21 protein-coding genes, 1 tRNA gene and 1 riboswitch are annotated in these 25,595 nt (G+C 70.8%); of the genes, 12 read left to right on the plus strand and 10 right to left on the minus strand.

Translation table 11 applies throughout. From position 1 onward, the window contains the following. Positions 1 to 12: 12 nt before the first annotated feature. The 8 genes from ACFYZA_RS35820 to ACFYZA_RS35855 all read left to right on the plus strand — a co-directional run bounded on the left by ACFYZA_RS35820 (position 13) and on the right by ACFYZA_RS35855 (position 9,119). Positions 13 to 1,038, plus strand: coding sequence for a transglycosylase family protein (locus tag ACFYZA_RS35820; RefSeq protein ID WP_388494624.1), 1,026 nt, complete (start codon positions 13 to 15; stop codon positions 1,036 to 1,038). A 257-nt stretch (positions 1,039 to 1,295) separates the two neighbouring features. Next, positions 1,296 to 1,464, plus strand: a riboswitch (cyclic di-AMP (ydaO/yuaA leader). A 2-nt stretch (positions 1,465 to 1,466) separates the two neighbouring features. Further along, entirely contained in the window at positions 1,467 to 2,171 is a 705-nt protein-coding gene (locus tag ACFYZA_RS35825) for a transglycosylase family protein (RefSeq protein ID WP_382596207.1), read from the plus strand. A gap of 255 nt (positions 2,172 to 2,426) precedes the next feature. Further along, positions 2,427 to 3,722 carry a phosphopyruvate hydratase gene (eno, locus tag ACFYZA_RS35830; protein ID WP_167159426.1) on the plus strand — a complete coding sequence of 432 codons (1,296 nt, stop codon included), beginning with the start codon at positions 2,427 to 2,429 and terminating at the stop codon, positions 3,720 to 3,722. A gap of 140 nt (positions 3,723 to 3,862) precedes the next feature. Next, entirely contained in the window at positions 3,863 to 4,351 is a 489-nt protein-coding gene (locus tag ACFYZA_RS35835; RefSeq protein ID WP_382596211.1) for a septum formation initiator family protein, read from the plus strand. Between the two features lie 30 nt (positions 4,352 to 4,381). Further along, positions 4,382 to 4,915 (plus strand): DUF501 domain-containing protein, encoded by a 534-nt coding sequence (locus tag ACFYZA_RS35840; protein WP_388494625.1) that lies wholly within the window; start codon positions 4,382 to 4,384, stop codon positions 4,913 to 4,915. Further along, a complete protein-coding gene (locus tag ACFYZA_RS35845) occupies positions 4,912 to 5,826 on the plus strand; it encodes an exopolyphosphatase (protein ID WP_382596217.1) in 915 nt (304 codons plus the stop codon). The genes ACFYZA_RS35840 and ACFYZA_RS35845 overlap by 4 nt, the downstream gene beginning before the upstream one ends. A 391-nt stretch (positions 5,827 to 6,217) precedes the next feature. Next, entirely contained in the window at positions 6,218 to 7,609 is a 1,392-nt protein-coding gene (locus ACFYZA_RS35850; RefSeq protein WP_382596220.1) for an NAD(P)/FAD-dependent oxidoreductase, read from the plus strand. Between the two features lie 217 nt (positions 7,610 to 7,826). Continuing rightward, positions 7,827 to 9,119, plus strand: a complete 1,293-nt coding sequence (locus ACFYZA_RS35855; protein ID WP_382596223.1) for a class I SAM-dependent methyltransferase — start codon at positions 7,827 to 7,829, stop codon at positions 9,117 to 9,119. Between the two features lie 92 nt (positions 9,120 to 9,211). Here ACFYZA_RS35855 and ACFYZA_RS35860 read toward each other — a convergent pair whose 3' ends face one another. After that, positions 9,212 to 11,743, minus strand: a complete 2,532-nt coding sequence (locus ACFYZA_RS35860) for an ABC transporter permease (RefSeq protein ID WP_382596226.1) — start codon at positions 11,741 to 11,743, stop codon at positions 9,212 to 9,214. A 325-nt stretch (positions 11,744 to 12,068) separates the two neighbouring features. Beyond that, a complete protein-coding gene (locus ACFYZA_RS35865; protein WP_382596229.1) occupies positions 12,069 to 12,839 on the minus strand; it encodes an ABC transporter ATP-binding protein in 771 nt (256 codons plus the stop codon). 445 nt (positions 12,840 to 13,284) lie between these two features. On the opposite strand from ACFYZA_RS35865, the gene ACFYZA_RS35870 reads away from it, so the two are divergent. After that, positions 13,285 to 13,366: transfer RNA gene (locus tag ACFYZA_RS35870), tRNA-Leu, on the plus strand. A 155-nt stretch (positions 13,367 to 13,521) separates the two neighbouring features. Further along, a complete protein-coding gene (locus ACFYZA_RS35875) occupies positions 13,522 to 14,397 on the plus strand; it encodes a Bax inhibitor-1/YccA family protein (protein WP_382596232.1) in 876 nt (291 codons plus the stop codon). A 73-nt stretch (positions 14,398 to 14,470) separates the two neighbouring features. Here the strand turns inward: ACFYZA_RS35875 and ACFYZA_RS35880 are convergent, their stop codons facing one another. From ACFYZA_RS35880 to ACFYZA_RS35890, 3 genes are all read right to left on the minus strand, one after another. Next, positions 14,471 to 15,670 (minus strand): glycoside hydrolase family 64 protein, encoded by a 1,200-nt coding sequence (locus ACFYZA_RS35880; protein ID WP_388494626.1) that lies wholly within the window; start codon positions 15,668 to 15,670, stop codon positions 14,471 to 14,473. Positions 15,671 to 15,684: 14 nt separating this feature from the next. Next, positions 15,685 to 17,085, minus strand: coding sequence for a glycoside hydrolase family 16 protein (locus ACFYZA_RS35885; protein WP_388494627.1), 1,401 nt, complete (start codon positions 17,083 to 17,085; stop codon positions 15,685 to 15,687). Between the two features lie 244 nt (positions 17,086 to 17,329). Then, positions 17,330 to 17,560, minus strand: coding sequence for a DUF4287 domain-containing protein (locus ACFYZA_RS35890; protein WP_053725101.1), 231 nt, complete (start codon positions 17,558 to 17,560; stop codon positions 17,330 to 17,332). 100 nt (positions 17,561 to 17,660) lie between these two features. Here ACFYZA_RS35890 and ACFYZA_RS35895 point away from each other — a divergent pair, with 100 nt between their 5' ends. Further along, on the plus strand, positions 17,661 to 17,987 hold the full coding sequence (locus ACFYZA_RS35895; RefSeq protein ID WP_388494628.1) for a hypothetical protein: 327 nt from the start codon (positions 17,661 to 17,663) through the stop codon (positions 17,985 to 17,987). Between the two features lie 14 nt (positions 17,988 to 18,001). Here the strand turns inward: ACFYZA_RS35895 and ACFYZA_RS35900 are convergent, their stop codons facing one another. The 3 genes from ACFYZA_RS35900 to ACFYZA_RS35910 form a co-directional block, all read right to left on the minus strand. Further along, the gene (locus ACFYZA_RS35900) at positions 18,002 to 18,820 is read right to left on the minus strand and encodes a hypothetical protein (RefSeq protein ID WP_382597307.1); all 819 of its coding nucleotides are present in this window, start codon (positions 18,818 to 18,820) and stop codon (positions 18,002 to 18,004) included. Positions 18,821 to 19,181: 361 nt separating this feature from the next. Beyond that, positions 19,182 to 20,402: an acetyl-CoA C-acetyltransferase gene (locus tag ACFYZA_RS35905; RefSeq protein WP_382597293.1), complete on the minus strand. Its 1,221-nt coding sequence runs from the start codon at positions 20,400 to 20,402 to the stop codon at positions 19,182 to 19,184. A 154-nt stretch (positions 20,403 to 20,556) separates the two neighbouring features. Further along, positions 20,557 to 21,543: an SGNH/GDSL hydrolase family protein gene (locus ACFYZA_RS35910; protein WP_100574170.1), complete on the minus strand. Its 987-nt coding sequence runs from the start codon at positions 21,541 to 21,543 to the stop codon at positions 20,557 to 20,559. 164 nt (positions 21,544 to 21,707) lie between these two features. Here ACFYZA_RS35910 and ACFYZA_RS35915 point away from each other — a divergent pair, with 164 nt between their 5' ends. Further along, the gene (locus ACFYZA_RS35915) at positions 21,708 to 23,105 is read left to right on the plus strand and encodes a cystathionine beta-synthase (protein ID WP_382597291.1); all 1,398 of its coding nucleotides are present in this window, start codon (positions 21,708 to 21,710) and stop codon (positions 23,103 to 23,105) included. Between the two features lie 497 nt (positions 23,106 to 23,602). Here the strand turns inward: ACFYZA_RS35915 and ACFYZA_RS35920 are convergent, their stop codons facing one another. Further along, positions 23,603 to 24,046 carry a hypothetical protein gene (locus tag ACFYZA_RS35920; RefSeq protein ID WP_388494629.1) on the minus strand — a complete coding sequence of 148 codons (444 nt, stop codon included), beginning with the start codon at positions 24,044 to 24,046 and terminating at the stop codon, positions 23,603 to 23,605. Then, on the minus strand, positions 24,033 to 25,478 hold the full coding sequence (locus ACFYZA_RS35925; RefSeq protein WP_388494630.1) for a purine-cytosine permease family protein: 1,446 nt from the start codon (positions 25,476 to 25,478) through the stop codon (positions 24,033 to 24,035). Before ACFYZA_RS35925 ends, ACFYZA_RS35920 begins: the two co-directional genes overlap by 14 nt. Between the last annotated feature and the right edge of the window lie 117 nt (positions 25,479 to 25,595).

Below are 25,595 nucleotides of genomic sequence, written 5' to 3' on the forward strand. Positions count from 1 at the left end.
AAGGTCTTTCGCATGCGCTCCGGGAATGGACGGCATCGTCGACCCCGCCAGGCACCCGCCCTCGTCGTCGCGGCAGGAGTGACCGGATCGGCCATCGCGCTTCCGCTGCTCGCCGCGACCGGTGCGAACGCCGCGGACGCGAACACCTGGAACCAGGTCGCCGCCTGCGAGTCCGGCGGGATGTGGAGCGCCGACTTCGGCAACGGCCTGTACGGCGGGCTCCAGTTCTCCCAGGCCACCTGGGAGGCGTACGGGGGCAACGAGTACGCCCAGCGCGCCGACCTCGCCAGCCGCGCCCAGCAGATAGCCGTGGCCGAGAAGGTGCTCGCGGCCAAGGGTCCCCAGGCCTTCGCGAACTGCGGCGCCGGCGCGGGGCTCACCAAGGGCGGCGGTTCGGCGGACGTCGACCCGGGCGTGCCCGACACCTCCGACAACACCCCGCCGCCCGTCCCGACCGCTCCGGCGACCGGGACGCCCGACGCGGCCGCGACGCCCGGCACCCCGGCCACGGGTACGCCCGCTCCCGGCGCCACGCCGCCGAGCGGCACCCCCAAGTCCCCGACGCCGTCCGCGTCCACCCCGGCGAGCCCCGGCAAGCACCGCGGGACGCCCGCCCCGGAGGAGAGCGCCGGCACGACGCCGGGCACCACCGGTACGGACGCCCCGGCGGGTACGGGCACTGACGACCCGGCCGGCCGGACCGACCCGAAGGGCCAGGACGGCGCGAGTGGTTCGAGCAATTCGGGCAACTCATCCGATTCCCGCGATTCCGGGCAGCATGCGTCCCGGGGTGACGGTGCCTCACGTGAGGTCGGCAACACCCCGGCCGCGAACGGCGGCTACACCGTCCGGCCCGGCGACAACCTGTCGGCCATCGCCGAGGCGAACAGGGTCCAGGGCGGCTGGCCCGCGCTCTACCGCGCCAACGAGCAGCTGATCGGCACCGACCCGAACCTCATTCTCCCTGGCCAGAGCCTGGAGCTGAAGGATGCGGCGGGCGCCGCGACGACCCCGAACTCGGTACCGAAGCAGGGTTAGTTCGCGGGCCTATGTCCGTTTGGTGCAAGTGAGACATGGGTCTCTTCGCCCCAACTCGCGTGTCCCGTCTGCCCGGTCCGTCCGCCCCGCCCCTCACCTGCGGAAACGTCCCTTCTGTGACGGCAAGTAGGGGGGATTTCTCCCCGATGTGCGTCTTTGAACATTGGCGGGGCGTGTGTTTTCGTCGGACTCGCTCGTCACCGCGGGCCCCGTCGACCGAGAACGCCGAATCCTGCCGTCGGCCGATGGGAACAGTCGACGCTTATGCGCCGTAGGCAGGAGCGGGGGACCCAAGGTAAGTGCCGGGCCCGGCAGTTGAAGCGACTGCCGTACCGGCTTGGGGTGAAGACGGGCGCATCGACGCTCGGCCGGGCAGCTCACGCCCGAACCCGACAGCTCACCTCGCAGGCGTCGGTGAGGAGAACTCCATGCTGCTTTCCGGCAAGGGCAAGCACCGCCGCCCGTCCAAGGCCGTCCGTGTCGCCACGCTGGCCGGTGTCACCGGTGCCGCTGTCGCCGCCCCGCTGATGGCGGCCGGCAATGCCTCCGCCGCCTCCGTGTCGACCTGGGACGCCGTCGCCCAGTGCGAGTCCGGCGGCAACTGGTCGATCAACACCGGCAACGGCTACTACGGTGGCCTGCAGTTCTCGCAGTCCTCCTGGGCCGCCGCCGGCGGCACCCAGTACGCCTCGCGCGCCGACCTCGCCACCAAGGGCCAGCAGATAGCCGCGGCCGAGAAGCTGCTCTCGATCCAGGGCCCGGGTGCCTGGTCCTGCGCCGGCGCCGGCAACCTGACGTCCGGCGGCTCCAAGGCCGACGTCGACACCTCCGGCTCCTCCTCTTCCTCCTCGAAGGCCACCAAGCCCTCGAAGCCGAAGCAGCAGGCCCAGCCGCAGCAGAGGTCGCAGAAGTCCGAGCGCACCGAGTCCGCGCCGGCCAGCCGTGGCGAGCAGCGCAGCCAGCCGGTCAAGCAGGGCGACGGCGAGTACACCGTCAAGTCCGGCGACACCCTCGGCACCATCGCCACCGCCAATGGAGTCAAGGGCGGCTGGCAGAAGGTGTTCGACCTGAACAAGGACATCGTCAAGGACGCGAACCTGATCTTCCCGGGCCAGAAGCTGCACCTCGGCTGAGGCCGCACCACCCCCAGATCGCCCCGGTCCGGCGCGCATTCCCCCGTACGCGCCGGGCCGGGGTTTTCGCTGTTACCAGGCAGTAGTGTTGTGGCCCTTTGCCCGGGAATCGGGGCCCTTGGGCCCTTTTTCGTCCCATGAGGCGGGCACTCGGCTGGCCGGAGCCCCAGAGCCGGTTAGGCTCTTGTCGCAAGGCGAAGCGACCCGCGTGGCCCTGCACCTTGCGTCACATCTAGCGTCACATCCCAGAAGGAGATGCTCGTGCCGTCCATCGACGTCGTCGTAGCCCGGGAAATCCTGGACTCCCGAGGCAACCCCACGGTCGAGGTCGAGGTCGGCCTCGACGACGGCAGCACCGGTCGTGCTGCAGTTCCGTCCGGCGCCTCCACCGGTGCCTTCGAGGCCATCGAGCTTCGCGACGGTGACCCCAACCGCTACGGCGGCAAGGGTGTCGAGAAGGCCGTCCTCGCCGTCATCGAGCAGATCGGCCCGGAGCTCGTCGGCTACGACGCCACCGAGCAGCGCCTGATCGACCAGGCCATGTTCGACCTGGACGCCACGGACAACAAGGGCTCGCTCGGCGCCAACGCCATCCTCGGCGTCTCGCTCGCCGTCGCGCACGCCGCCTCCGAGGCCAGCGACCTGCCGCTGTTCCGCTACCTGGGCGGCCCCAACGCGCACCTGCTGCCCGTCCCGATGATGAACATCCTCAACGGTGGGTCGCACGCCGACTCCAACGTCGACATCCAGGAGTTCATGATCGCCCCGATCGGCGCGGAGTCCTTCTCCGAGGCCCTTCGCTGGGGTGCCGAGGTCTACCACACGCTCAAGGGCGTCCTGAAGCGCAAGGGCCTGTCCACCGGCCTCGGCGACGAGGGCGGCTTCGCGCCGAACCTGGAGTCCAACCGCGCCGCCCTCGACCTCATCGTCGAGGCCATCAAGGAGGCCGGTTACGCCCCGGGCAAGGACATCGCGCTCGCGCTCGACGTCGCCGCGTCCGAGTTCTACAAGGACGGCAAGTACGAGTTCGAGGGCAAGTCCCGCTCGGCCGCCGAGATGACCGAGTACTACGAGGAGCTCGTCTCCGCGTACCCGCTGGTCTCCATCGAGGACCCGCTGTTCGAGGACGACTGGGCCGGCTGGAACACCATCACCTCGCGTCTGGGCTCCAAGGTCCAGATCGTCGGTGACGACCTGTTCGTGACCAACCCCGAGCGCCTCGCGCGCGGCATCGAGGAGGGCTCGGCCAACGCCCTGCTCGTCAAGGTCAACCAGATCGGTTCGCTGACCGAGACCCTGGACGCCGTCGAGATGGCCCAGCGCAACGGCTTCAAGTGCATGATGTCCCACCGCTCCGGCGAGACCGAGGACGTCACCATCGCCGACCTCGCCGTCGCGGTGAACTGCGGCCAGATCAAGACCGGCGCCCCGGCCCGCTCGGACCGCGTCGCCAAGTACAACCAGCTGCTGCGCATCGAGGAGATCCTCGACGACGCCGCGGTGTACGCCGGCCGCAGCGCCTTCCCGCGGTTTCGCTTTGCGAACCAGTAGGCACAGCAAGGGCTGAGCACCGGCTGCACGAGCTGAGCAGCATCAACGGCTGACGCCCTAGCCAGTCGTACGTACGTCCCCGGCCGCGGTCCCGTACCGTGTCCGGGGACGTACGTGTGTAACGGGGAGGCGGGAGAGCGATGGCCAGGAACGCCACGGGCACGGACCGCGACCGGTTCTCCACCGCGGCCCGGCTCAAGGTGCTCGGCGAGCAGACCGCGGCCCGCGTCTACCGCTCGCAGAACAAGCGCCAGGCCCGCCGCTCGCGGCTCACCGGCCGGGCGGCGCTGCTCGCGCTCGTCCTGTGCTCGCTGATCGTGGCGCTCGCCTACCCGATGCGGCAGTACGTGTCGCAGCGCGCCGACATCTCCGACCAGCAGCGCAAGGCGGCCGACGCCCAGCAGGCGGTCGAGCGGCTGCGGGACGAGAAGGCGCGGCTCCAGGACGACGCGTACATCGAGAAACTGGCCCGCGAGCACCTGCACATGCAGTTCCCGGGCGAGACCGGCTTCACCGTCGTCGACCCGGACGCGGCGAACAAGCGCCGCGAGGACAAGGGCGCGACCGGCCGCGCCTGGCACTCCAACCTCTGGGACGGCGTCGACAAGGCCGACCGTTCCGCCAACTGACCACCGCTAGCGATAGAGACTGACCCAGGCATGGAAACGCCCCCGCCCCAGACCGACCGCACCGAGCCCACCGACGCGGACATCGCCGCCTTCAAGCAGCAGTTGGGCCGCCCCCCGCGCGGCCTGCGCGCGATCGCGCACCGCTGCCCCTGCGGCAACCCGGACGTCGTCGAGACGGCCCCGCGCCTGGAGGACGGCACGCCCTTCCCGACGACGTACTACCTGACGTGCCCGCGTGCCGCGTCCGCGATCGGCACCCTTGAGGCCAACGGTGTCATGAGGGAGATGACGGAGCGTCTGGCGAGCGACCCCGAGCTGGCCGCCGCCTACCGCGCGGCGCACGAGGACTACATCGCGCGCCGCGACGCCATCGAGGTCCTCGAGGGCTTCCCGAGCGCCGGCGGCATGCCGGACCGGGTCAAGTGCCTGCACGTGCTGGTCGGCCACTCGCTCGCGGCGGGCCCGGGTGTGAACCCGCTGGGCGACGAGGCGATCGCCCTGCTGCCCGAGTGGTGGGCGAAGGGCCCGTGCGTGACGCCGTGCGGCGAGGGGGACGACCAGTGACGCGCGTCGCCGCCATCGACTGCGGTACGAACTCGATCCGCCTGCTCGTCGCGGACGCCGACCCGTCCACCGGGGAGATCACCGACCTGGACCGGCGGATGACCATCGTCCGGCTCGGCCAGGGCGTGGACCGCACCGGGCGGCTGGCCCCCGAGGCCCTGGAGCGGACGTTCGCGGCGTGCCGCGAGTACGCCGCGGTCATCAAGGACCTGGGCGCCGAGCGCCTGCGGTTCGTGGCGACCTCCGCCTCGCGCGACGCCGAGAACCGGGACGACTTCGTGCGCGGGGTCCTGGACATCCTGGGCGTCGAGCCCGAGGTGATCTCCGGCGACCAGGAGGCCGAATTCTCGTTCGTCGGCGCCACCAAGGAACTCGACGGTGACGACGAGTACCTGGTCGTCGACATCGGCGGCGGCTCCACCGAGTTCGTGGTCGGCTCCGCGGGCGTCGAGGCGGCCCGCTCGGTCGACATCGGCTGTGTGCGGATGACCGAGCGCCACCACCCCGGCGACCCGGCGACCTCCGAGCAGATCGCCGCGATCCGCGCCGACATCGAGGCGGCCCTCGACCTCGCCGAGCAGACCGTGCCGCTGCGCGAGCCGCGCACGCTGGTCGGCCTCGCGGGCTCGGTCACCACCGTCGCCGCGATCTCGCTCGGCCTGAGCGCGTACGACTCGGCCGCCCTGCACCACGCGCGGATCTCCTACGAGGAGGTCGCCGAGGTCACCGGACGCCTGCTCGCCTCCACGCACGCGGAGCGCGCGGCCATCCCCGTGCTGCACCCCGGCCGGATCGATGTGATCGGGGCCGGAGCGCTGGTGCTGCTCGCCGTCATGGAGCGCACCGGCGCCCGCGAAGTCGTGGTCAGCGAGCACGACATTCTGGACGGAATCGCCTGGTCGATCGCCTGATCGCGGTCCACATCAGGGCCGTTCGCGGTCCACACCGGGCCTTTCGGCCGGACCCGGCGACAAAGTTCGTGAAGTTCTTCACAAGGAATTGAGGCCCTCGGGCCGAAGAAAGTGGTCCCAGTACCCCTTTCCGAGGCTCCAGGGCCCCTTCCATGGGCATTCCAAACGGTGCCGGCCGTGTTACGCCTACGTTTCCCACGGCAGTGGTCCACCGGGCGCGAAGGCGTGGAGGCCAGTTCAGGAGGGGTGGACAACGTGCTCCCCTACACCGTGGTTCCCTTCCGGCGCCATGACCTCGGTCACGTGGGCCGCGCAGTGTAGCAGAGCCCCCTGCGAACCTTGTGAAGGGGCGCACGAGCAGGGGTCCATCGGCGGGTGGATACTCGATGGCATGAGCACCACGGAGCGTCCCAGGATCCTCGTAGTAGGTGGCGGGTACGTAGGCCTGTACGCAGCGCGACGCATTCTCAAGAAGATGCGTTACGCGGAAGCGACCGTCACGGTCGTCGACCCGCGCTCGTACATGACGTACCAGCCCTTCCTCCCCGAAGCCGCCGCAGGCAGCATCTCGCCGCGTCACGTCGTCGTCCCGCTGCGACGCGTCGTGCGCGGAGCCGAGGTGCTCACCGGCCGGGTCACCAGCATCGACCAGGACCGCAAGGTCGCCACGGTCGCGCCGCTCGTCGGCGAGGCCTACGAGCTGCCCTTCGACTACCTGGTCATCGCGATGGGTGCGGTCTCCCGCACCTTCCCGATCCCCGGCCTCGCCGAGCAGGGCATCGGCATGAAGGGCGTGGAAGAGGCCATCGGCCTGCGCAACCACGTTCTGGAGCAGCTCGACAAGGCCGACTCCACCACGGACGAGGACGTCCGCCGCAAGGCGCTGACCTTCGTCTTCGTGGGCGGCGGCTTCGCCGGCGCGGAGACCATCGGCGAGGTGGAGGACATGGCCCGCGACGCGGCCAAGTACTACACCAACGTCAAGCGCGAGGACATGCGCTTCGTCCTGGTCGACGCCGCCGACAAGATCCTTCCCGAGGTCGGCCCGGAGCTGGGCCGCTGGGGCAAGGAGCACCTCGAGGGCCGTGGCATCGAGATCTACCTCTCGACCTCCATGGACTCCTGCGTGGACGGCCACGTGGTGCTGAAGAACGGCCTTGAGGTCGACTCCAACACCATCGTGTGGACCGCCGGCGTCAAGCCCAACCCGGCGCTCTCCCGCTTCGGCCTCCCGCTCGGCCCGCGCGGTCACGTGGACGCCCAGCCGACCCTTCAGGTCACCGGCACCGACTACATCTGGGCCGCCGGCGACAACGCCCAGGTCCCCGACCTCGCCTCGCGCAAGGCCGGCGTGGAGAACGCCTGGTGCCCGCCGAACGCCCAGCACGCGCTGCGTCAGGCCAAGGTCCTCGGCGACAACGTGGTCTCCGGCATGCGGGGCTTCCCGCAGAAGGAGTACTCGCACTCCAACAAGGGTGCGGTGGCCGGTCTCGGCCTCCACAAGGGCGTCGCGATGATCGTCATGGGCAAGATGAAGATCAAGCTCAAGGGCCGTCTCGCCTGGTACATGCACCGTGGCTACCACGGTCTGGCCGTGCCGACCTGGAACCGCAAGATCCGTGTCGTCGCCGACTGGACGCTCGCGATGTTCCTCAAGCGTGAGGTCGTCTCCCTCGGCGCCATGGAGACCCCGCGCGAGGAGTTCTACGAGGCGGCCAAGCCCGCCCCGGCTCCCGCGGTCAAGGCCGAGGACAAGAAGGAGCAGAAGGCCAAGGCCTCCTAGCTTCCCCAGCTTCACCCCGAAGGGGCCGTCCGCCATCCGTGGTGCGGGCGGCCCCTTCGGCATGCCCGGGGCGATTCGGCCAAGGGCGGGTTCCGGCCAAGAAGATGCCGTATACAGCCATCCTGTCACTCCCACGCGCGGTAGCGGGATTGCCGCGCGCCCGGGCACTGTTGTGCAGGGTGCTGAGACATTTCTGCGAGGTACGGAGGTGTGCGCGATGGCCCAAGCGGCGCTGCGGCTGACCGCTCTTGCCGAGGAATTGCTGGGGGAGGCCCTCCCGGTGCGAATCCGGGCCTGGGACGGCAGCGAGGCGGGTCCGCCCGGCGCTCCGGTTCTCGTCGTACGCCACCGGCGCGCCCTGCGCCGACTGCTGTGGAAGCCGGGCGAACTGGGCCTGGCCCGCGCCTGGGTGGCCGGGGAGATCGACGTCGAGGGCGATCTGTACGCGGCCCTCGACCGGCTGGCCGGGCTGATCTGGGAGCGCGGCGGCGAACCGAAGGACAGCGTGCACCCGGTGCTCGACCCCAGACTCCGCGCCGCCGCCAAGGCGCTGGTGAAACTGGGCGGCGCCCTGCCCCCGCCGGCCCCGCCCGCCGAGGAGATGCGCCGCCGCACCGGCCGGCTGCACACCCGGCGCCGCGACAAGGAGGCGATCAGCCACCACTACGACGTCGGCAACGACTTCTACGAGCTGGTGCTCGGCCCGTCGATGGTCTACTCGTGCGCGTACTGGGAGAGCCCCGAGGCCACCCTGGAGGACGCCCAGCGCGACAAGCTCGACCTGGTCTGCCGCAAGCTGGCCCTCAAGGAGGGCGACCGGCTGCTCGACGTCGGCTGCGGCTGGGGTTCGATGGCCATCCACGCGGCCCGCGAGTACGGCGCCCGGGTCGTCGGCATCACCCTGTCGCGCGAACAGGCCGCGTACGCCCGCAAGCGCATCGCCGAGGAGGGCCTGACCGACCGGATCGAGATCCGGGTGCAGGACTACCGGGACGTCAAGGACGGCCCGTTCGACGCGATCTCCTCCATCGGGATGGCCGAGCACGTCGGCTCGGCGCGGTACGCGGAGTACGCGGGCATCCTGCACGCCCTGCTCAAGGACGGCGGGCGGCTGCTCAACCACCAGATCGCCCGGCGGCCCGAGCGCGACGAATCGGCTTACGAGATCGACGAGTTCATCGACAAGTACGTCTTCCCCGACGGCGAACTCGCCCCGGTCGGCCGGACCCTGGCCGCCCTGGAGGAGGCCGGATTCGAGGCCCGCGACGTCGAACCGATCAGGGAGCACTACGCCCTGACGCTCCGTCAGTGGGTGGCGAACCTGGAAGCGGACTTCCCGCGCGCCATACGCCTCACCAGCCCCGGCCGGGCCCGGATCTGGCGGCTCTACATGGCGGCCTCCGCGCTCTCCTTCGAACGCAACCGGATCGGGGTCAACCAGATCCTCGCGGTGAAGACCCCGGAGGGCGGCGCCTCGGGCATGCCGCTGCGGGCCCGCACCTGGAACTGAGTCCAGGCCGCACGGCGAAGGCGAAGGGCCCCGGGAGGAATCTCCCGGGGCCCTTCAACTTCCCGCACGCCAACCGGAGTTGACCGTGGGGGCTATTCGGTCTTGATCGCGGTGAGCATGTTGAGCCGCGCGGCGCTGCGGGCCGGCCACATCGCGGCGAGGACACCCACCAGGGCGGCGAGCAGCAGGAAGACGCCGATCCGGTCCCACGGCATCACCAGGGCGTAGCCCGGGATGGAGCCCTTGATCGTCTGGCCGATGGCCCAGGCGAGGAACGAGCCCAGGCCCACACCGATCACCGCGCCGAAGAGCGAGATGACGACGGCCTCCAGGCGGATCATGGTCTTGACCCGGCCCCGGTCCAGGCCGATCGCCCGCAGCATGCCGATCTCCTGCTGGCGCTCGAACACCGACATCGCGAGGGTGTTGACGACACCGAGCACCGCGATGATCAGGGCCATCGCGAGCAGGCCGTACATGATGTTGAGCAGCGTGTTGATCATGCCGCCGAACTCGTTGCGGATGTCCTGCTGGTCCATGATGCTGATCGCCGGGTTGTCACCGAGCGCGCTGACCAGGGCCTTCTCGTTGGCGCTCGTGGCGCCGCCGTCCGTCTTGACGAAGATCTGCGGGATGTACGGCTGGGGGTCGTGCGGGGCGAGCAGCGTGGTCGGCACGAGCACGGTGTCCAGGAACTCGTTCTCCTTGAAGGTCGCGCCGATCGTCAGCTGCCCCTTCTTCTTGTCGCTGAACTCGACCGGGAGCCTGGAGCCGGGCTTCCAGCCGTGCTTGGCGGCGGTCTTGTCGTCGACGGCTATCTGGCCCTGGCCGAGGGTGGCGAGCGAACCGGCCACCGGCTCGACGTTGATGACCTTCTCGATGTCGCCCGGCGTCACCCCGGCCACCGACTCGTCGACGCCGCCGAGCTTGACGTACGAGGACTGCTTGGGCGAGACCGCCGAGACGCCGGGCGCCTTGCGCAGCGCGGACAGGACGTCCTTGTCGAGCCCGGAGCCGCCGGCCGCCATCTGGACCATGTAGTCGGCCTTGATGTTGTCCGTGGTCATCTTGTCGATGGCCGTGCCCAGCGTGACGCCGAGCACCGAGAGGCCGGTCACCAGGGTGAGGCCGATGGCGAGCGCGGAGGCGGTGGCGCCGGTGCGGCGCGGGTTGCGGACCGCGTTCTGGCTGGCGAGCTTGCCGGAGACGCCGAAGACCTTGCTCAGGGCGGGGCGTACCAGGGCGATGACCGGGCGGGACAGGAGCGGGATCAGGATGATGATGCCGACCAGGGCGAGGAAGGCGCCGAAGCCGATGATCATCTTGCCGTCCTTGCCGGCGGCGGCACCGGCCACGACGGCGGCCGCACCGGCGAGGGTGATGACACCGCCGATGGAGTTCCGTACCACCAGGGACTTGGTGGTGGCCACGCCGTGCACGCTGTTCATCGCGGCGACCGGCGGGATCTTCGCGGCGCGCCAGGCGGGCAGCAGGGCCGCGACCACGGTGACGAGGACACCCACGGCGAGCGCGGCGATCACCGGCGTGGCCGAGATGATCAGCGGGCCCGCGGGCATCTTGGCGCCGAACATGCCGATGGCGGACTGCAGCCCGGTCGCCAGGCCGACACCGAGCGCGAACCCGATGACGGAGGCGACGACGCCGACCACCAGCGCCTCGGCCAGCACCGAACGGCGGACCTGGCCGCGCGACGCGCCGACGGCGCGCATCAGGGCCAGCTCACGGGTGCGCTGGGCGACCAGCATGGTGAACGTGTTGGAGATCAGGAAGATGCCGACGAAGAGGGCGATGCCGGCGAACACGAGCAGCATCTGGTTGAGGCCGCTGAGGCCCCGCTCGATGTCCTTGGCCTCCTGGTCGGCGAGCGCCTTGCCGGTCTTGGCGTCGGCGTCCTTGGGGAGCAGCGGCTTGACCTCGTCGAGGATCTTCTGGGCGTCGGCGCCCGGCGCGGCGGCCACGCTCACGTTCTGGAAGTAGCCCGGCTTGAGGTAGAGCTGCTGGGCGACGGCGGTGTCGAACAGGACGAGGCTGCCGCCCGCGTTGACCTGGCCGTCCTCGGTGGTGAAGACGCCGGCGAGCTTGTACTGCTTGACCGGGCCGTTGGTGGCGACCCGCACGGTGTCGCCGACCTTGTACTCGCCCTTGTCGGCGGTGTCCTTGTCGAGGGCGATCTGGTCGTCCTTCACCGGGCCCGAGCCCTGGGTGAAGGTGTACGACGGGTCCTTGCCGTCCTTGCCGGGGGCGAAGTTGCCGCCCTTGTTGGCCCAGCCCTGCCCGATCAGCTTGCCGTCGGTGCCGGCCACACCGGCGAAGCCGTCCACCCGTCCGGTGGCCGAGGCGACCCCGTCGAGCTTCTCCATCTTCTGCAGGGTCTGCTTGCTGACACCGGCCTCCCGCTCGGCGTCGTCCCGGCCGGCGTACGTGGTGACGGCGACGGCCACCTTGTCGTAGCTCTTGGACGACTGGTTGCGGAAGGCGCTGCCGAGGGTGTCGGTGAACACGAGCGTGCCGGAGACGAAGGCGACGCCGAGCATGACGGCGAGCAGCGTCATCAGCAGGCGCGCCTTGTGCGCGAGCACGTTGCGCAGGGCGGTCTTGAACATGGGGTTTCTCAGTCCTGGGAAGTGTTCTGATGCCGGGTGGATGCGAGTCCGGGCTCGGGCCGTGGGGGCTGTCCCCGCCCCCCTGAATGCCTCGGTGCCGGCCGGCACGAGCGTCTTCAGCCCGTCATGGGGGTCCCCCCTGGCCCTTAAGGCCTTGGGGGAGTTTGAGGACGAGCGCCCTCAAGGCGCGAACGGGGTCCGGGGCGGAGCCCCGAAGGGGGTGCGGGGGCCCCGAAGGGGGTGCAGGGGGCGGAGCCCCCGCCAGTACCGGGCGCGGCCGCGAGGGCCTAGGGGGTTCGGGGGCAAGGCCCCCGACGGCTCGGGGTCAGCTGGTGCGGCCCTTGGCCTCGAACGCCTTCATCCGGTCGAGCACCCCGTCCGCGCTGGGCCGCAGCATCTCGTCGACGATCCGCCCGTCGGCCAGGAATATGACCCGGTCCGCGTACGACGCGGCGACCGGGTCGTGGGTGACCATCACCACGGTCTGCCCCAGCTCGCGCACCGAGTTGCGCAGGAAGCCGAGGACCTCGGCGCCGGAGCGCGAGTCCAGGTTTCCGGTCGGCTCGTCGCCGAAGATGATCTCCGGCTGGGAGGCGAGCGCGCGGGCCACGGCGACGCGCTGCTGCTGGCCGCCGGAGAGCTGGGTGGGGCGGTGGCCGAGCCGGTCGGCCAGGCCCACCATGGAGATGACCTGGTCGAGCCACTCCTTGTTCGGCTTGCGGCCCGCGATGTCCATGGGGAGCGTGATGTTCTCCAGGGCGGTCAGCGTGGGCAGCAGGTTGAACGCCTGGAAGATGAAACCGATCTTGTCCCGGCGCAGCTGCGTGAGCTGCTTGTCCTTGAGGGAGCCGAGCTCGGTCTCGCCGATGCGGACCGAGCCGGAGCTGAAGGAGTCGAGGCCCGCGACGCAGTGCATCAGGGTGGACTTGCCGGAGCCCGAGGGGCCCATGATCGCGGTGAACTCGCCCTGCCGGAAGTCGACCGTGACCTGGTCGAGCGCGACCACCTGGGTCTCGCCCGTGCCGTAGACCTTCGACAGCTCGACGGCGCGGGCGGCCACCGCGGTGGCGCGGTGTGCGGTGGGGGTGGTGGTCACGGAGGGACTCCTAGCGATGCGGCTTTCGGGGACTTCTCCATCCTTGCCGCCGCCCGGCGCCGCATCGTCAGTCCCTGTACCCGTTCACTGGCCCTCTTGAGTCGGACGGAAGGACCCCCGCCGTCCTCCTGAGGTATGACGGCACCCCTGAGACGCGGCCGGATCCGAGGCGCACTCCACCGCCGCTCCGGGGCGGCTCCGGCGGGCCGTGCCAGCGTCTGTGTGAGGGCGGTACGAGGCATCGACTTTCCGTCATTCCGCGCTCGCACATCGTGGCGCCGCGTTCACCCTGCCAACCGCCTCCGGCATGTGCCAACACCGCTCCGAGCTGTGCTGACGCACCCTCAGGCGTCAATAAAATAAGACAACATCGGGTGGTTGTTCCGCTGTTCGGGGGATGCGTCGGGCTAGGCTCGTCCCGCGAACAGCGGAGCCGCGCGCCCTTGCCCGGATGGTGGAACGCAGACACGGCGAGCTTAAACCTCGCTGGCCTTCGGGCCGTGCCGGTTCGAGTCCGGCTCCGGGCACTCACGCAGGCTCCGGCTTCCCGCGCGTCGGGTCGTCGGGCCCTTGCACCCCCCTCTTCGCCGGGCGAAGATCCTCCCTAGGCAGTACGTCGGTTTCTTTGCGTGCCCATTACCCTTGAGGACAAGGCCGCGCACGGTGGCCATGGAGGAGTGAGATGAGGAGCAGCAACCCGGTCTTCTCGCGACGGGGGTTCAGCCGCGACAACGGCTACGCCGGTTTCAACACCGCGCAGCAGCCGCAGGCCGGGGGCAACCCGTACGCGCAGGCGCCCACGAACCCGTACGCCACCAACCCGTACGCCCAGCAGGACACGCAGCAGGGTGCCCCGCAGGCCCCCGCCCGTTCCGGCGTGATGACGATCGACGACGTGGTCGCGCGCACCGCGATGACGCTCGGCACGGTCGTCGCCGGTGCGGTCGTCGCCTGGCTGGCGCTGCCCGTCGACGCGGCGAACATCGGCAAGTCGTACGGCATCGCCATCGGCGCCGCGCTGATCGCGTTCGTCCTCGCCATGGTCCAGTCCTTCAAGCGCAAGCCGGTGCCGGCCCTGATCCTCGGGTACGCCGCCTTCGAGGGCGTCTTCCTCGGGGTGATCAGCTCGGCCGTCACCACGCACGTGTCGGCGGGCGCGGTGCCGCAGGCGGTGCTCGGCACGATGGCGGTCTTCGCCGGTGTGCTCATCGCCTACAAGACCCGGCTGATCCGGGTCAACCGCCGCTTCGTCGGTTTCGTCATGGCCGCGGCCATCGGCTTCATGCTGCTGATGCTGGTCAACCTGCTGTTCTCGGCGATCGGCGGCGGTGACGGCCTCGGCTTCCGCAGCGGTGGCCTCGGCATCCTCTTCGGGATCATCGGCATCGTCCTCGGCGCCTGCTTCCTGGCGATGGACTTCAAGCAGGTCGAGGACGGGATCACCTACGGCGCTCCGCGCGAGGAGTCCTGGCTGGCCGCCTTCGGCCTCACCATGACCCTGGTGTGGATCTACCTGGAGGCGCTGCGGCTGATCTCCATCCTGCAGGGCAACGACTGACACCCCTCCCGGTGAACGTCACGAGGGGCCCCGCCCGGCGCGCTGCCGGGCGGGGCCCCTCGCCGTGTGCGGGCTACCAGCCGATCGACAGCGTCAGATCCGTCGGCGGGTTCGCGTTGCCCAGGATCTGCACCGAGGACTGGTCGTTGATGTCGTCGTACGGGAAGCCGTAGGCGCGGCCGTCCAGGCCGACCGTGTGGAAGAACGCCGCGTAGTCGTTCCTGGGGGCCGTGCCCCGGTAGTACGCGGACGGGGTGTGCCAGAGCGAGGTGTCCTGCGCCACGCCCCGGTTGAACGCGGCGCAGAACTCCGCGCCGAGCCGCTTCTCCTCGTCACCGCCCGAGGCCAGCGCCCCCGAGCAGGCCATGACCTCGCGCGAGGTCGGCTTGCGCAGCGTGAAGGGGCCCGCGCCGTTCCTGGTGAAGGTCAGGGTGTCGCCCGTGACCCGCCCGGAGAACGTCTCGCCCGGCGAGCTCAGGGTGAAGGGATGGGACGCGTAATAGCTCCAGGTCTGGTTGACGGTCGAGGTCAGGTAGTCCGCCGGGAAACCCGCGGCCGAGCGCGGGGCGATGATCCGGTAGCCGGACTGCAACGGCTTGAAGGCCGCCCCGACGCCCGCCGCGTACGCCGACATGACCTGGGCGCGGGTCTTGGTGATGCCACGGGTGGTGTCGTAGCCGCTGGAGGTCTGGCGCAGCCGGGACGTCATCGGGAAGCCGAACTGGTCGACCTGGGTGGTGTTCCCGCCGTACGCCGCCTGCCCGTTGACGAAGGTGTACTCGTACCAGTCGTAGTACACGTCGTTGTTGGGGTCGGACGGGTTGTTCGGGTCCGGGCCGCCCCAGCCCTGGTCGTCGGGCGAGACCGGGATGTAGAGCGGCGAGCCCAGCGAGAGGTAGACGCGGCCGCCGCGGATCGAGGACGGGGACGGCACCCGGCCGCCGACCTGGGCCAGGGTGAACGACATGTTGGGGTAGTTCACGCCGTGCTTGGTGAGGTGGCCCGGCGCGTTGGCGTCGAGGTGGCTGATGTGGGCCGTGCTGCCGTCGGGCCTGAGGTAGGACCACTGGCCGGGGGTGATCTGGCCGAGCACGGTGATGTAGATCTGCGCGTCGGTGTAAGCGCCGTGGGTGTTGTTCTGGAAGACGATCGGGAAGCCGGCCGCGGCGGCGGCCCGCGGGGTGTCGGCGGCCGTCGCCGTGCCGCCGCCCGCGCCGAGGAACAGCAGGGCGCCGGTGGTCGCGGCCGCGACGAGGAGCCGTACGGTCTTCATGCCCGCGCCCGCCATCAGTGGCCGAACCCGTACCAGTTGACGTTCACGAAGTCCGCTCCCTGGCCGCTGGTGAAGGTCAGATACACGTCATGGGTGCCGGTCACGCCGCTGATGTTCGCCGGGACCGTGCGCCAGCTCTGCCAGCCGCCCGTGTTGGCCACGGCGAAGCTGCCGATGGGCGCGTTGCTCCTGCTGTCCAGGCGCACCTCCACCAGACCGCTGACCCCGGCCGCCGCCCCGCTGGCCACCCGCGCGGAGAACTGCCTGGCCGCCGTCGTACCGAAGTTCACGCCCTTGTAGAGGGCCCAGTCCCCGTTGGCGAGGGAGCCGAGGTCCTGGCCGCCGCCGCTGTCGGTGGTGGTCTCCTGCACCACGCCGGACTGCTGGTCGTACGACTCGGCCTGGATGGTGCCGTAGGCGTCACGGTTGCCGGAGGGCGGGGTCGTGGGCGGGGTGGTGGTGCCGGAGCCCGCTGTCTGCCGCACGGTGACGTAGTCGACGACCAGCGGGTGGCCGGGCTGGGTGCCCGCGTCCGGGCCGCCGCCGAACGCGTCCGGGAAGCCGCCGCCCATGGCGACGTTGAGGATGACGAAGTAGCCGTGGTTGGTGGCGTTCGTCCACGTCGTCGCGTCGACCTGGTTCTGGCTGACGGTGTGGAAGTTGACGCCGTCCAGGTAGAAGCGCATCTGCTCGGTGGCGCCCGAGCGGTCCCACTCGATGGCGTAGGTGTGGAAGCCGCCCTGGCAGGTGGCGCCGTCGCAGGCCTTCTGGCCGCCTATGCCCGTCGTCTCGTTGCAGGGGCCGCCGGGGCTGGTGCCGCAGTGCATGGTGGACCAGTTGTTGTTGAGGCCCTGGACGTTCTCCATGATGTCGAGCTCACCGATGCCGGGCCAGTTCCACCAGTTGCCCCGGAAGGGCGCGCCCAGCGCCCAGAACGCCGGCCAGTAGCCCTTGGCGGCGGCGCCCGTCACGTCGGGCATCTGAAGGCGCGCCTCGATGCGCAGCTTGCCGCCGGCCGGGGGCTGGAAGTCGGAGCGCTTGGTCTCGACGCGGCCCGACGTCCAGTGGCCCGCGCCGTCGCGCTGCGGGGTGATGCGCAGGTTCCCGGCGCCGTCGAGGGAGACGTTGCTGGTGGACGAGGTCATCGTCTCGACCTCGCCGGTACCGAAGTTGGCCGGCCCGCCGGGGTAGCTGGTGCCGGTCGTGTACTGCCAGTTGGCGGTGTCCACGCCGGAGCCGGCCGGGCCGTTGAAGTCGTCGCTGAACACGGTGGTCCAGCCCGCCGGGGGCGGCGGGGCGGACGCGGAGGCGGGCAGGGCGACGAGGGCGGCGGAGGCGGCCGCGAGGCCGAGGGTGGAGAGCAGGGCGATCATGGCGCGCCGGGCCGGGCCGCGTCTGTGGGGTGTGGGGCGCATGTGGGGGGCCTCTCTCGGAAAGAGAGCGCTCTGAGAGCGCTCTCAACGACGGGCTGCGCGGTCACTGTGCTCTCCGTCGTCGAGAGCGTCAAGAGGTAAAACAGTGAAAGCCCTTGCGGGGAAGGGGAGTTCACCTACTGAAGGCGGTCGCGGTCCGGCCCGGCGCGGGAGGCGGGGCAGCGTTTCGCCCCGCCGGCGGATCGTCGGCGGGGCGAAGGGGGTCGCGCTGTGATTCCTCCCGGAACTAGAGCAGCCGGCGGGCGGCTCGCCTCAGGTCGTACTCATGGATGATCGCCTTGGCGTGCCCATAGGCGAGATCGTGCTCGCTCCGGAGCCAGCTGACCTTCTCCTCGAAACGGAAGAGGGAGGGGCCTTCCTCGACGGTGCGGAGCCAGTCGGACACTTCACGACCGGTGCAATGGGGGATGCGGGAGAGCAGGTTGCGATGGGTCTCTTCGGAGAAGACTTGGGACATCGGCGCCTCCGGAGGCATTGCGCTTACTGGTCCTTCACTGCACCGTGCCTGAGGGTTCGCGTATTGGCAACAGTGCGGGAGAGGCGCGTAGGGTCACGGTGTGCTCGATGTGAACCCCTTGATCTTGGCCGTGGACCGCTTCGCCGACCGGCTGCGCGCCGCTCCCGAGAGCCGTCTTCGCCGTGGCGCGGCCGCCGAAGGGCTGGCTCTGGCACGGGAGTTGGCGGTCCTGGCGCAGCGCGTCGAGACCCCGGAGCGCGAGCCCCTGATCATGCCGGACGCCGGCCTGTTCGCGGTCGCCGATCAAGTCGTGGTCGCCGGACGGGATTTGGCGGGTGCCCTCCAGACGGCGAAGGCCCCGCCCGGCGGGGAGCCGGACGGGGCCGTGAAGCTGGTGGAGGCCGCGCGGGAGCGGGCCTTCGGTTAGGCCGGCGGTCGCCGTCAGAGCGAGGCGATGACCCGGTCCGCGAGGATGTAGACGCTCTCCTCGCCGCAGGAGAAGGTCAGCGCGTACGCGCCGGACACTCCGGACCCGCCGAGCAGCACCGGGGCCTCGCCGTCGCGCAGGGCGTCCGCGAGGCGCTCCGCGGTCTCGCGGTGGCCCGGGGTCATGCAGAGCGTGGTGCCGTCGGCGAAGACGTACACGTCGAGCGTGCCGAGCGGTCCCGGGCGTACGTCCGCGAGCGCGGTACGGGACTCGGCGAGCTCCTCCAGGCGCGAGACCGTGGCCTCGTGGTCGGCGACGACGGGCGTCTGGACCGGCACGAAGTCGGGGTGCGAGGGGTGGCGGCGGCGGGCCGCGGCGAGCTCGGGGGAGTCCTCGGGGAACTCCTCCGCGGTCTCCAGTGCCTCGGCCATCTCCAGCGCCTCGGCCTCAAGGCCCGCGAAGTCCGCCTGGCGGGGCAGGAAGAACGCGGCGTCCTCGCCGAGGCCCGCGAGCCCGCCCAGCATCGGGGAGGGCGCGTCGGCGGCGTCCCTGGCCTCCTGGGCGGCCCAGAAGGCGCGCGCCTCGGCCAGCTCGCGCTCCCGCTCCTCGGCGAGCGCCTCGGCGACGGCGGCCCGTATTTCGGCGGCCGGTGTCCCGGCGGAGCGGGCCTGCTGGGGCAGGGTCACGCTGTGGTCGGTGCGGTGTTCGGCACGGGCGGCTGCCAGGTCTTCGCGCAGAGCCACCACCTGCTTGCGCAGCCCGTGGGCGGCGTGCAGGGCAGCGGCGCCCACGGCCGTGGCAGCGGCCGTGGTCAGCAGCAGGGCAAGAGGCATGGCGCTCACTGACTTACTCCCGGATTCAAACGATTCCCCGACTTCCTACATCAGCTTGTCGTGAGCCCGCTCGCGGTGTCAGTGCATTACGTCACGAAATGGACAGGTCTTTGGGCCTGGGGTTTAACCCCGCACCCACGCTGACCTGCGGAAATACTCTTCCCGCAGGAGATACGTCACATCCTGGGGGAGATTCGGTCACGGTTAGGACGCGGAACGATTGGCTGTGAGGGCCCTGTGGGAGGGGAGAGCCCTGGTCAGGGCCGGCGGCGTCGCGCTCCGCGTCCAACCCGTGGCGGCCGGGGCGTCAACACTGCGTCGACCGGTGGTCAACACAGCGCTCCGGCCGCCCGGTTCGGCGTCAGCTCAGGCGCTCGATGACCATCGCCATGCCCTGGCCGCCGCCGACGCACATCGTCTCCAGGCCGAACTGCTTGTCGTGGAACTGGAGGCTGTTGATCAGCGTGCCGGTGATGCGGGCGCCGGTCATGCCGAAGGGGTGGCCGACCGCGATGGCGCCGCCGTTCACGTTCAGCTTGTCCAGCGGGATGCCGAGGTCCTGGTAGGACGGGATCACCTGGGCGGCGAAGGCCTCGTTGATCTCGAAGAGGTCGATGTCGTCCACCGTGAGCCCGGCGCGCTTCAGCGCCTGGCGGGACGCCTCGACCGGGCCGAGGCCCATGATCTCGGGCGAGAGGCCCGTGACGCCGGTGGAGACGATGCGGGCCAGCGGGGTCAGACCCAGCTCGCGCGCCTTGGTGTCGCTCATGATCACCAGGGCGGCGGCGCCGTCGTTCAGCGGACAGCAGTTGCCGGCCGTGACGAGCCCGTCGGGGCGGAAGACGGGCTTGAGGCCCTGGACGCCCTCGACGGTGACGCCCGCGCGGGGGCCGTCGTCCTTGCTGACCACGGTGCCGTCCGGGGTGGTGACGGGGGTGATCTCCCGCTCCCAGAAGCCGTTCTTGATGGCTTCCTCGGCGAGGTTCTGCGAACGCACGCCGAACTCGTCCATCTCCTGGCGCGAGATGCCCTTGAGGCGGGCGAGGTTCTCGGCGGTCTGGCCCATCGCGATGTACGCGTCCGGGATCAGGCCGTCCTCGCGCGGGTCGTGCCAGGAGGCGCCCTCGGACTGCGCGACGGCGGCGGTGCGCGCCTCGGCGTCGGCGAAGAGCGGGTTGTGGGTGTCCGGCAGGCCGTCGCTGCTGCCCTTGACCGAGCGGGAGACCATCTCGACACCGGCCGAGATGAACACGTCGCCCTCGCCCGCCTTGATGGCGTGCAGGGCCATGCGGGACGTCTGGAGCGAGGACGAGCAGTACCGGGTGATGGTGCAGCCCGGCAGGTGGTCCATGCCCATCTGCACGGCCACGATGCGGCCCAGGTTGTGGCCCTGCTCGCCGCCGGGGAGACCGCAGCCGAGCATCAGGTCGTCGATGTCGCGCGGGTCGAGGCCGGGCACCTTGGCGAGCGCGGCCTGGATGATCGTGGCCGTGAGGTCGTCGGGGCGGAGGTCCTTGAGCGAGCCCTTGAAGGCGCGGCCGATGGGGGAGCGGGCGGTCGAGACGATCACGGCTTCGGGCATCACGGCTCCAGGGGATGGGAAGGCAGGACTCCCTGGGAAGTTACCCGCACGTAGTGGATTGGTCATCCGGGGTGGCGTGTGATGCCGGACTCTTTTCTAAGCGGTTGCTCAGGGCGGCCTGCGCGGCCCCCGGTGGGCCGCCGGGCCGCCCCCGTCACCGCCCCGTGTGCGAGCCGTTGGGGGCCGGCTCCACCGGGGCGGGCAGCCGCCTGCGGCGGCGGTACTTGAGCAGCGCCCAGGGCGCCCGCGCCCCGGTGACCTCGGTGCCCGCCTGGGCCGCCGCGGCCGAGGCCGCCTTCGCCACCGGCAGGATGTCCTCGTTGCGCGAGGCGTCCGGGTGGTCGGACTCGGGCCACAGGCCCAGCGAGGCGCACAGCGTGGGCAGCACCGCCATCGCCGCGGTCGCGTAGCCCTCGGCCGAGGGGTGGTAGTTGTCGGGCCCGAACAGCTCCCGGGGGTTCTGCTCGAACTCCGGGCCCAGCAGATGGCCCAGCGACACCGTGCGCCCGCCCTGCTCCACCACCACGATCGTCTGCGCCGCCGCCAGCTGCCGCGAGACCCGCCGGGCCAGCCAGCGCAGCGGCTGGTAGACGGGCTCGATGGTGCCGAGATCGGGGCAGGTGCCCACCACCACCTCGGCCCCGGCGGTCCGCAGCCGGCGTACGGCGGTGGAGAGGTAGCGCACCGAGGCGGTCGGTGCCATCCGGGTGGTGACGTCGTTCGCGCCGATCATGATCACGCAGACGTCGGGGGTGCGGGCCGGGTCGGCGAGCAGCAGCGACACCTGGCGTTCGAGGTCGTCCGAGCGGGCCCCGGGCAGCGCCACGTTCCGCAGCGTCACCATGCGCTCGGCGACCGCCGCGAGCCCGGAGGCGAGCAGCGCGGCCGGGGTCTGGCCCGCCCGGCGCACCCCCTGCCCGGCCGCCGTGGAGTCGCCCAGCATGCCGAGCCTGAGCGGCTGCGTACCGTCCGCGTAGGCGGTCCCGTACAGCCCGTCGGCGTTCGGGGCCTGCGGGGAGCCGCCGCCCACCGAGCGTTTCGCGAGGGCCACCTCGGCCAGCACGACGCCCACCGCGGCGCCCGCGATCAGGCCGATCCCGCCGCCGCCGAACGCCGCGCCCGTCGCGATCCGCCGTGCCACCCTCGCCCTCGAACCGGTCCCCGCCACCGCCACCTCCATGGAGCTTGCAGTCGTACAACAGCTAACTGCCCGGTAGCGGGTGTCGCTCAATCCCGTGCAAAGGTGAACGCCCCGTCCTGGTCCGCATACGCTGGCGGGACCTAATCGGAGACCCGGAGACAACGGTGCGATTCCACGACTCGATGATCAGCCTCGTAGGCAACACCCCGCTGGTGAGGCTCAACAGTGTGACCCAGGGCATTCAGGCGACGGTCCTGGCCAAGGTCGAGTACTTCAACCCGGGCGGCTCGGTGAAGGACCGTATCGCCGTCCGCATGATCGAGGCCGCCGAGCAGTCCGGCGCGCTCAAGCCCGGTGGCACCATCGTCGAGCCCACCAGCGGCAACACGGGTGTGGGCCTGGCCATCGTGGCCCAGCAGAAGGGCTACAAGTGCATCTTCGTCTGCCCTGACAAGGTCTCCACGGACAAGATCAACGTGCTGCGCGCGTACGGCGCCGAGGTCGTGGTCTGCCCGACCGCCGTCGACCCCGAGCACCCGGACTCGTACTACAACGTCTCCGACCGCCTGGTCCGCGAGACGCCCGGGGCCTGGAAGCCGGACCAGTACAGCAACCCGAACAACCCCCGTTCGCACTACGAGACCACCGGTCCCGAGCTGTGGGAGCAGACCGAGGGGAAGATCACCCACTTCGTCGCGGGCGTCGGCACCGGCGGCACTATCACCGGCACCGGCCGCTACCTCAAGGAGGCCAGCGACGGGAAGGTGCGCGTCGTCGGCGCGGACCCGGAGGGCTCCGTCTACAGCGGCGGCTCCGGCCGGCCGTACCTGGTGGAGGGCGTCGGCGAGGACTTCTGGCCGACCGCCTACGACCGGAACGTCACCGACGAGATCGTCGCGGTGTCCGACAAGGACTCCTTCCAGATGACCCGCCGCCTCGCCAAGGAGGAGGGCCTCCTGGTCGGCGGCTCCTGCGGCATGGCCGTGGTGGCCGCGCTCAAGGTCGCCGAGGGCCTCGGCCCCGACGACGTGGTCGTCGTGCTGCTCCCGGACTCCGGGCGCGGCTACCTCTCGAAGATCTTCAACGACGAGTGGATGGCGGACTACGGCTTCCTGGAGGAGGCCGGCCCCTCGGCGCGCGTCTCCGACGTGCTCGGCTTCAAGGAGGCCGGCCACCTGCCCTCGCTCGTGCACATGCACCCCGAGGAGACGGTCGGCCAGGCCATCGAGGTGCTGCGCGAGTACGGCGTCTCGCAGATGCCCATCGTGAAGCCGGGCGCGGGGCACCCCGACGTGATGGCCGCCGAGGTCATCGGCTCGGTCGTCGAGCGCGAGCTGCTCGACGCCCTGTTCGCCCAGCGGGCCCTCCTGGACGACCCGCTGGAGAAGCACATGAGCGCGCCGCTGCCGCAGGTCGGCTCGGGCGAGCCGGTCGGCGACCTGATGTCCGTGCTCGGCAAGGCGGACGCGGCGATCGTGCTGGTCGAGGGCAAGCCGACCGGTGTGGTCAGCCGCCAGGACCTGCTGGCCTTCCTGGCCCGCACCCCGCAGCAGCTGCCGTAACACCCGGGGCAGCCCCGCGCCTCCCCCAACTCCCTGGTGGGAGGCGGGGGTTGGCGGTCCTGCCTCGCGGGGGCGGGGTCCGTCGCGCCGGTGATGTCGCGCAAACGGTACGAGCGCGACATGTGCGCGCAGCACCGGCTTAACACGGCTCGTGCACAGTGGTGGATGTCGGCGGGGGAACCCGGGCAGGGGGCCTCGGCCGGCACACCAGCGGCGTCAGGAACCTCCGGAGCGGCTCCCGGATCTCCCAGGACGCCCAGGACGCGGAGACCGGTTCTGACCCGGACCGTGTCCCTCGCGGGGACCGCCGTCGTCCCGCCCCTCGGGCAACCGGGGGTGCGGCGGTCCCCGCGATTACTCTTTTCCGGGGTCCGGGATCCCGGGGTATTCCAGGCTTACGGGTCGTGGCTCAAAGCCGTGGGTCGCCAACAGGCCCTGCCCATAGGGGAGTTGGGCTCAGGTGTCTGTGCCGGGCCTCCGCCGTACGTCGGCTGGGCTCAGTCGTCCCTGCCGGGCCGCCGGTCCTTGAGCCAGGGCCAGCGGTGTGCCGCGTGCACCGCGTTCACCGCGACCACGCCGAGCCAGGTCACCACCAGGCCGCTCAGGCCCGCGTTGACCCCGCCGATCGCGGACAGCGGCACCGCGAGGATCAGCGAGACCATGGCGAAGCCGAAGCGCTCGCCGAAGGTGCCGTCCGATCCGGCCCGGTCCGGGCGGCCGCCACGGGCCACGACTGTCTGCCGCTCCGCCAGCTGCCGCCGCACCCGCCGGTCCACCGATGCGTCGACCCGCTGCTCGACCTTCTCCAGGAAGGATTCGACGAGGGCGGGCTCGTAGTCGGGGCCGAGCTCCCTGCGGGCGTGCAGGGTGGCGTCGAGTTCCTTCTTGAGCTCGGCGTCCTTCACGAGACTGGGCCGGGGCTCGGCGTCACGGGCGTCCATGGTTTTCAAGGTACGCAGCGGAGCCCGAATCCACAGTGGGGCTAGCACCCGTATTCCTCCCTCGTGCCAGCACGAAGAAGAGCGCCGCCGGGACCACGAGTCCCACGAGCCAGGAGATGTCGGCGCCGCCGAGCGGGGCGACGAGCGGGCCGGTGTAGAAGCTGGTCGCCAGGAACGGGAGTTGGGCGAGTACGCCGATGACGTAGACCGCGAGCGCGTCCCAGCGCCAGGCGCCGTAGCGGCCCCGGGGGTCGAACAGGGCCGGGATGTCGTAGCGCTCACGCGAGATCAGGTAGTAGTCGACCAGGTTGATCGCCGACCACGGCGTGAAGAAGGTCAGCAGGAACAGCAGGAAGTCCTTGAACGAGGTCAGGAACGAGTCCTTGCCCGCGAGCGCCACCGCCGTGCCGGCCACCATGATGCCGCCGATGTAGAGGGCCCGGGCGCGCGGCCCGATGGCCTTCTGGCCGCGGAACCCGCTGACGCCGGTCACCATCGACATGAAGCCGCCGTAGGTGTTGAGCACGTTGATGGTGAGCTTGCCGAGCGCGATCGTGAAGTACAGGAACGAGGCGATCAGACCGGCGCCGCCGAGGCCGACGACGTACCCGACCTGGTTGTCGAGGAAGGCGTCGCCCGCGGTCGCGGCCACCAGCACGCCGAAGGTCATCGACCACTGGGAGCCGAGCGCCGACCCGGTCAGCGTCCACCAGAAGGTGGCACGGGCGCTCGTCGTGCGGGGCAGATAGCGCGAGTAGTCCGCGACGTACGGGCCGAACGCGAGCTGCCAGGACGCGGACAGCGAGATGGCGAGCAGGAACATCGGCAGGTGGAACGCCCGGTCGTGCAGGACCGCCGTCAGGTCGACGCGGTCCAGGAGGCGGATGCCGAGGTAGACGAAGGCCAGCGCGCAGATCACGCTCGCCACCCGGCCCAGGGTGTGGATGATCCGGTAGCCGATCACCGCCGTCACGGCGGTGATCAGGGCGAAGACGACGATGCCGGGGGTCTCGCCGAGGTGGGTGAGTTCGCCGACCGCCTGGCCCGCGAGGACGCTGCCGCTCGCGAAGAAGCCGACGTACATCACGATCACCAGGAGCAGCGGCACCACCGCCCCGCGCACCCCGAACTGGGCCCGCGAGGAGATCATCTGCGGCAGCCCGAGGCGCGGGCCCTGCGCCGAGTGCAGTGCCATGACGGTGCCGCCGAGGAGGTTGCCGACGACGAGGCCGACGAGCGACCAGAACGCGCCACCGCCGAACACCACCGCGAGGGCGCCGGTCACGACGGCGGTGATCTGGAGGTTGGCGCCGAGCCACAGCGTGAACTGGCTGAAGGGGGTGCCGTGCCGCTCGGCGTCGGGGACGACGTCGATGGAGCGGCGCTCGACGAGGGAGGCGGTCCGGCCTGGGGATGCGACTGGTTCGGCCATGGGGAGGGTGTGCTCCTTCGGGACGAGGAGGCGTGCGGGCTTGCCCGGCTGTATATCGTCATGCAGAGTTCTGGGTGTCTGAATAACTTGTCAATGGCTCGCACCCGGGCCGTTGTC

The organism is Streptomyces sp. NPDC001828, assembly GCF_042892175.1.
Lineage (GTDB): Bacteria > Actinomycetota > Actinomycetes > Streptomycetales > Streptomycetaceae > Streptomyces.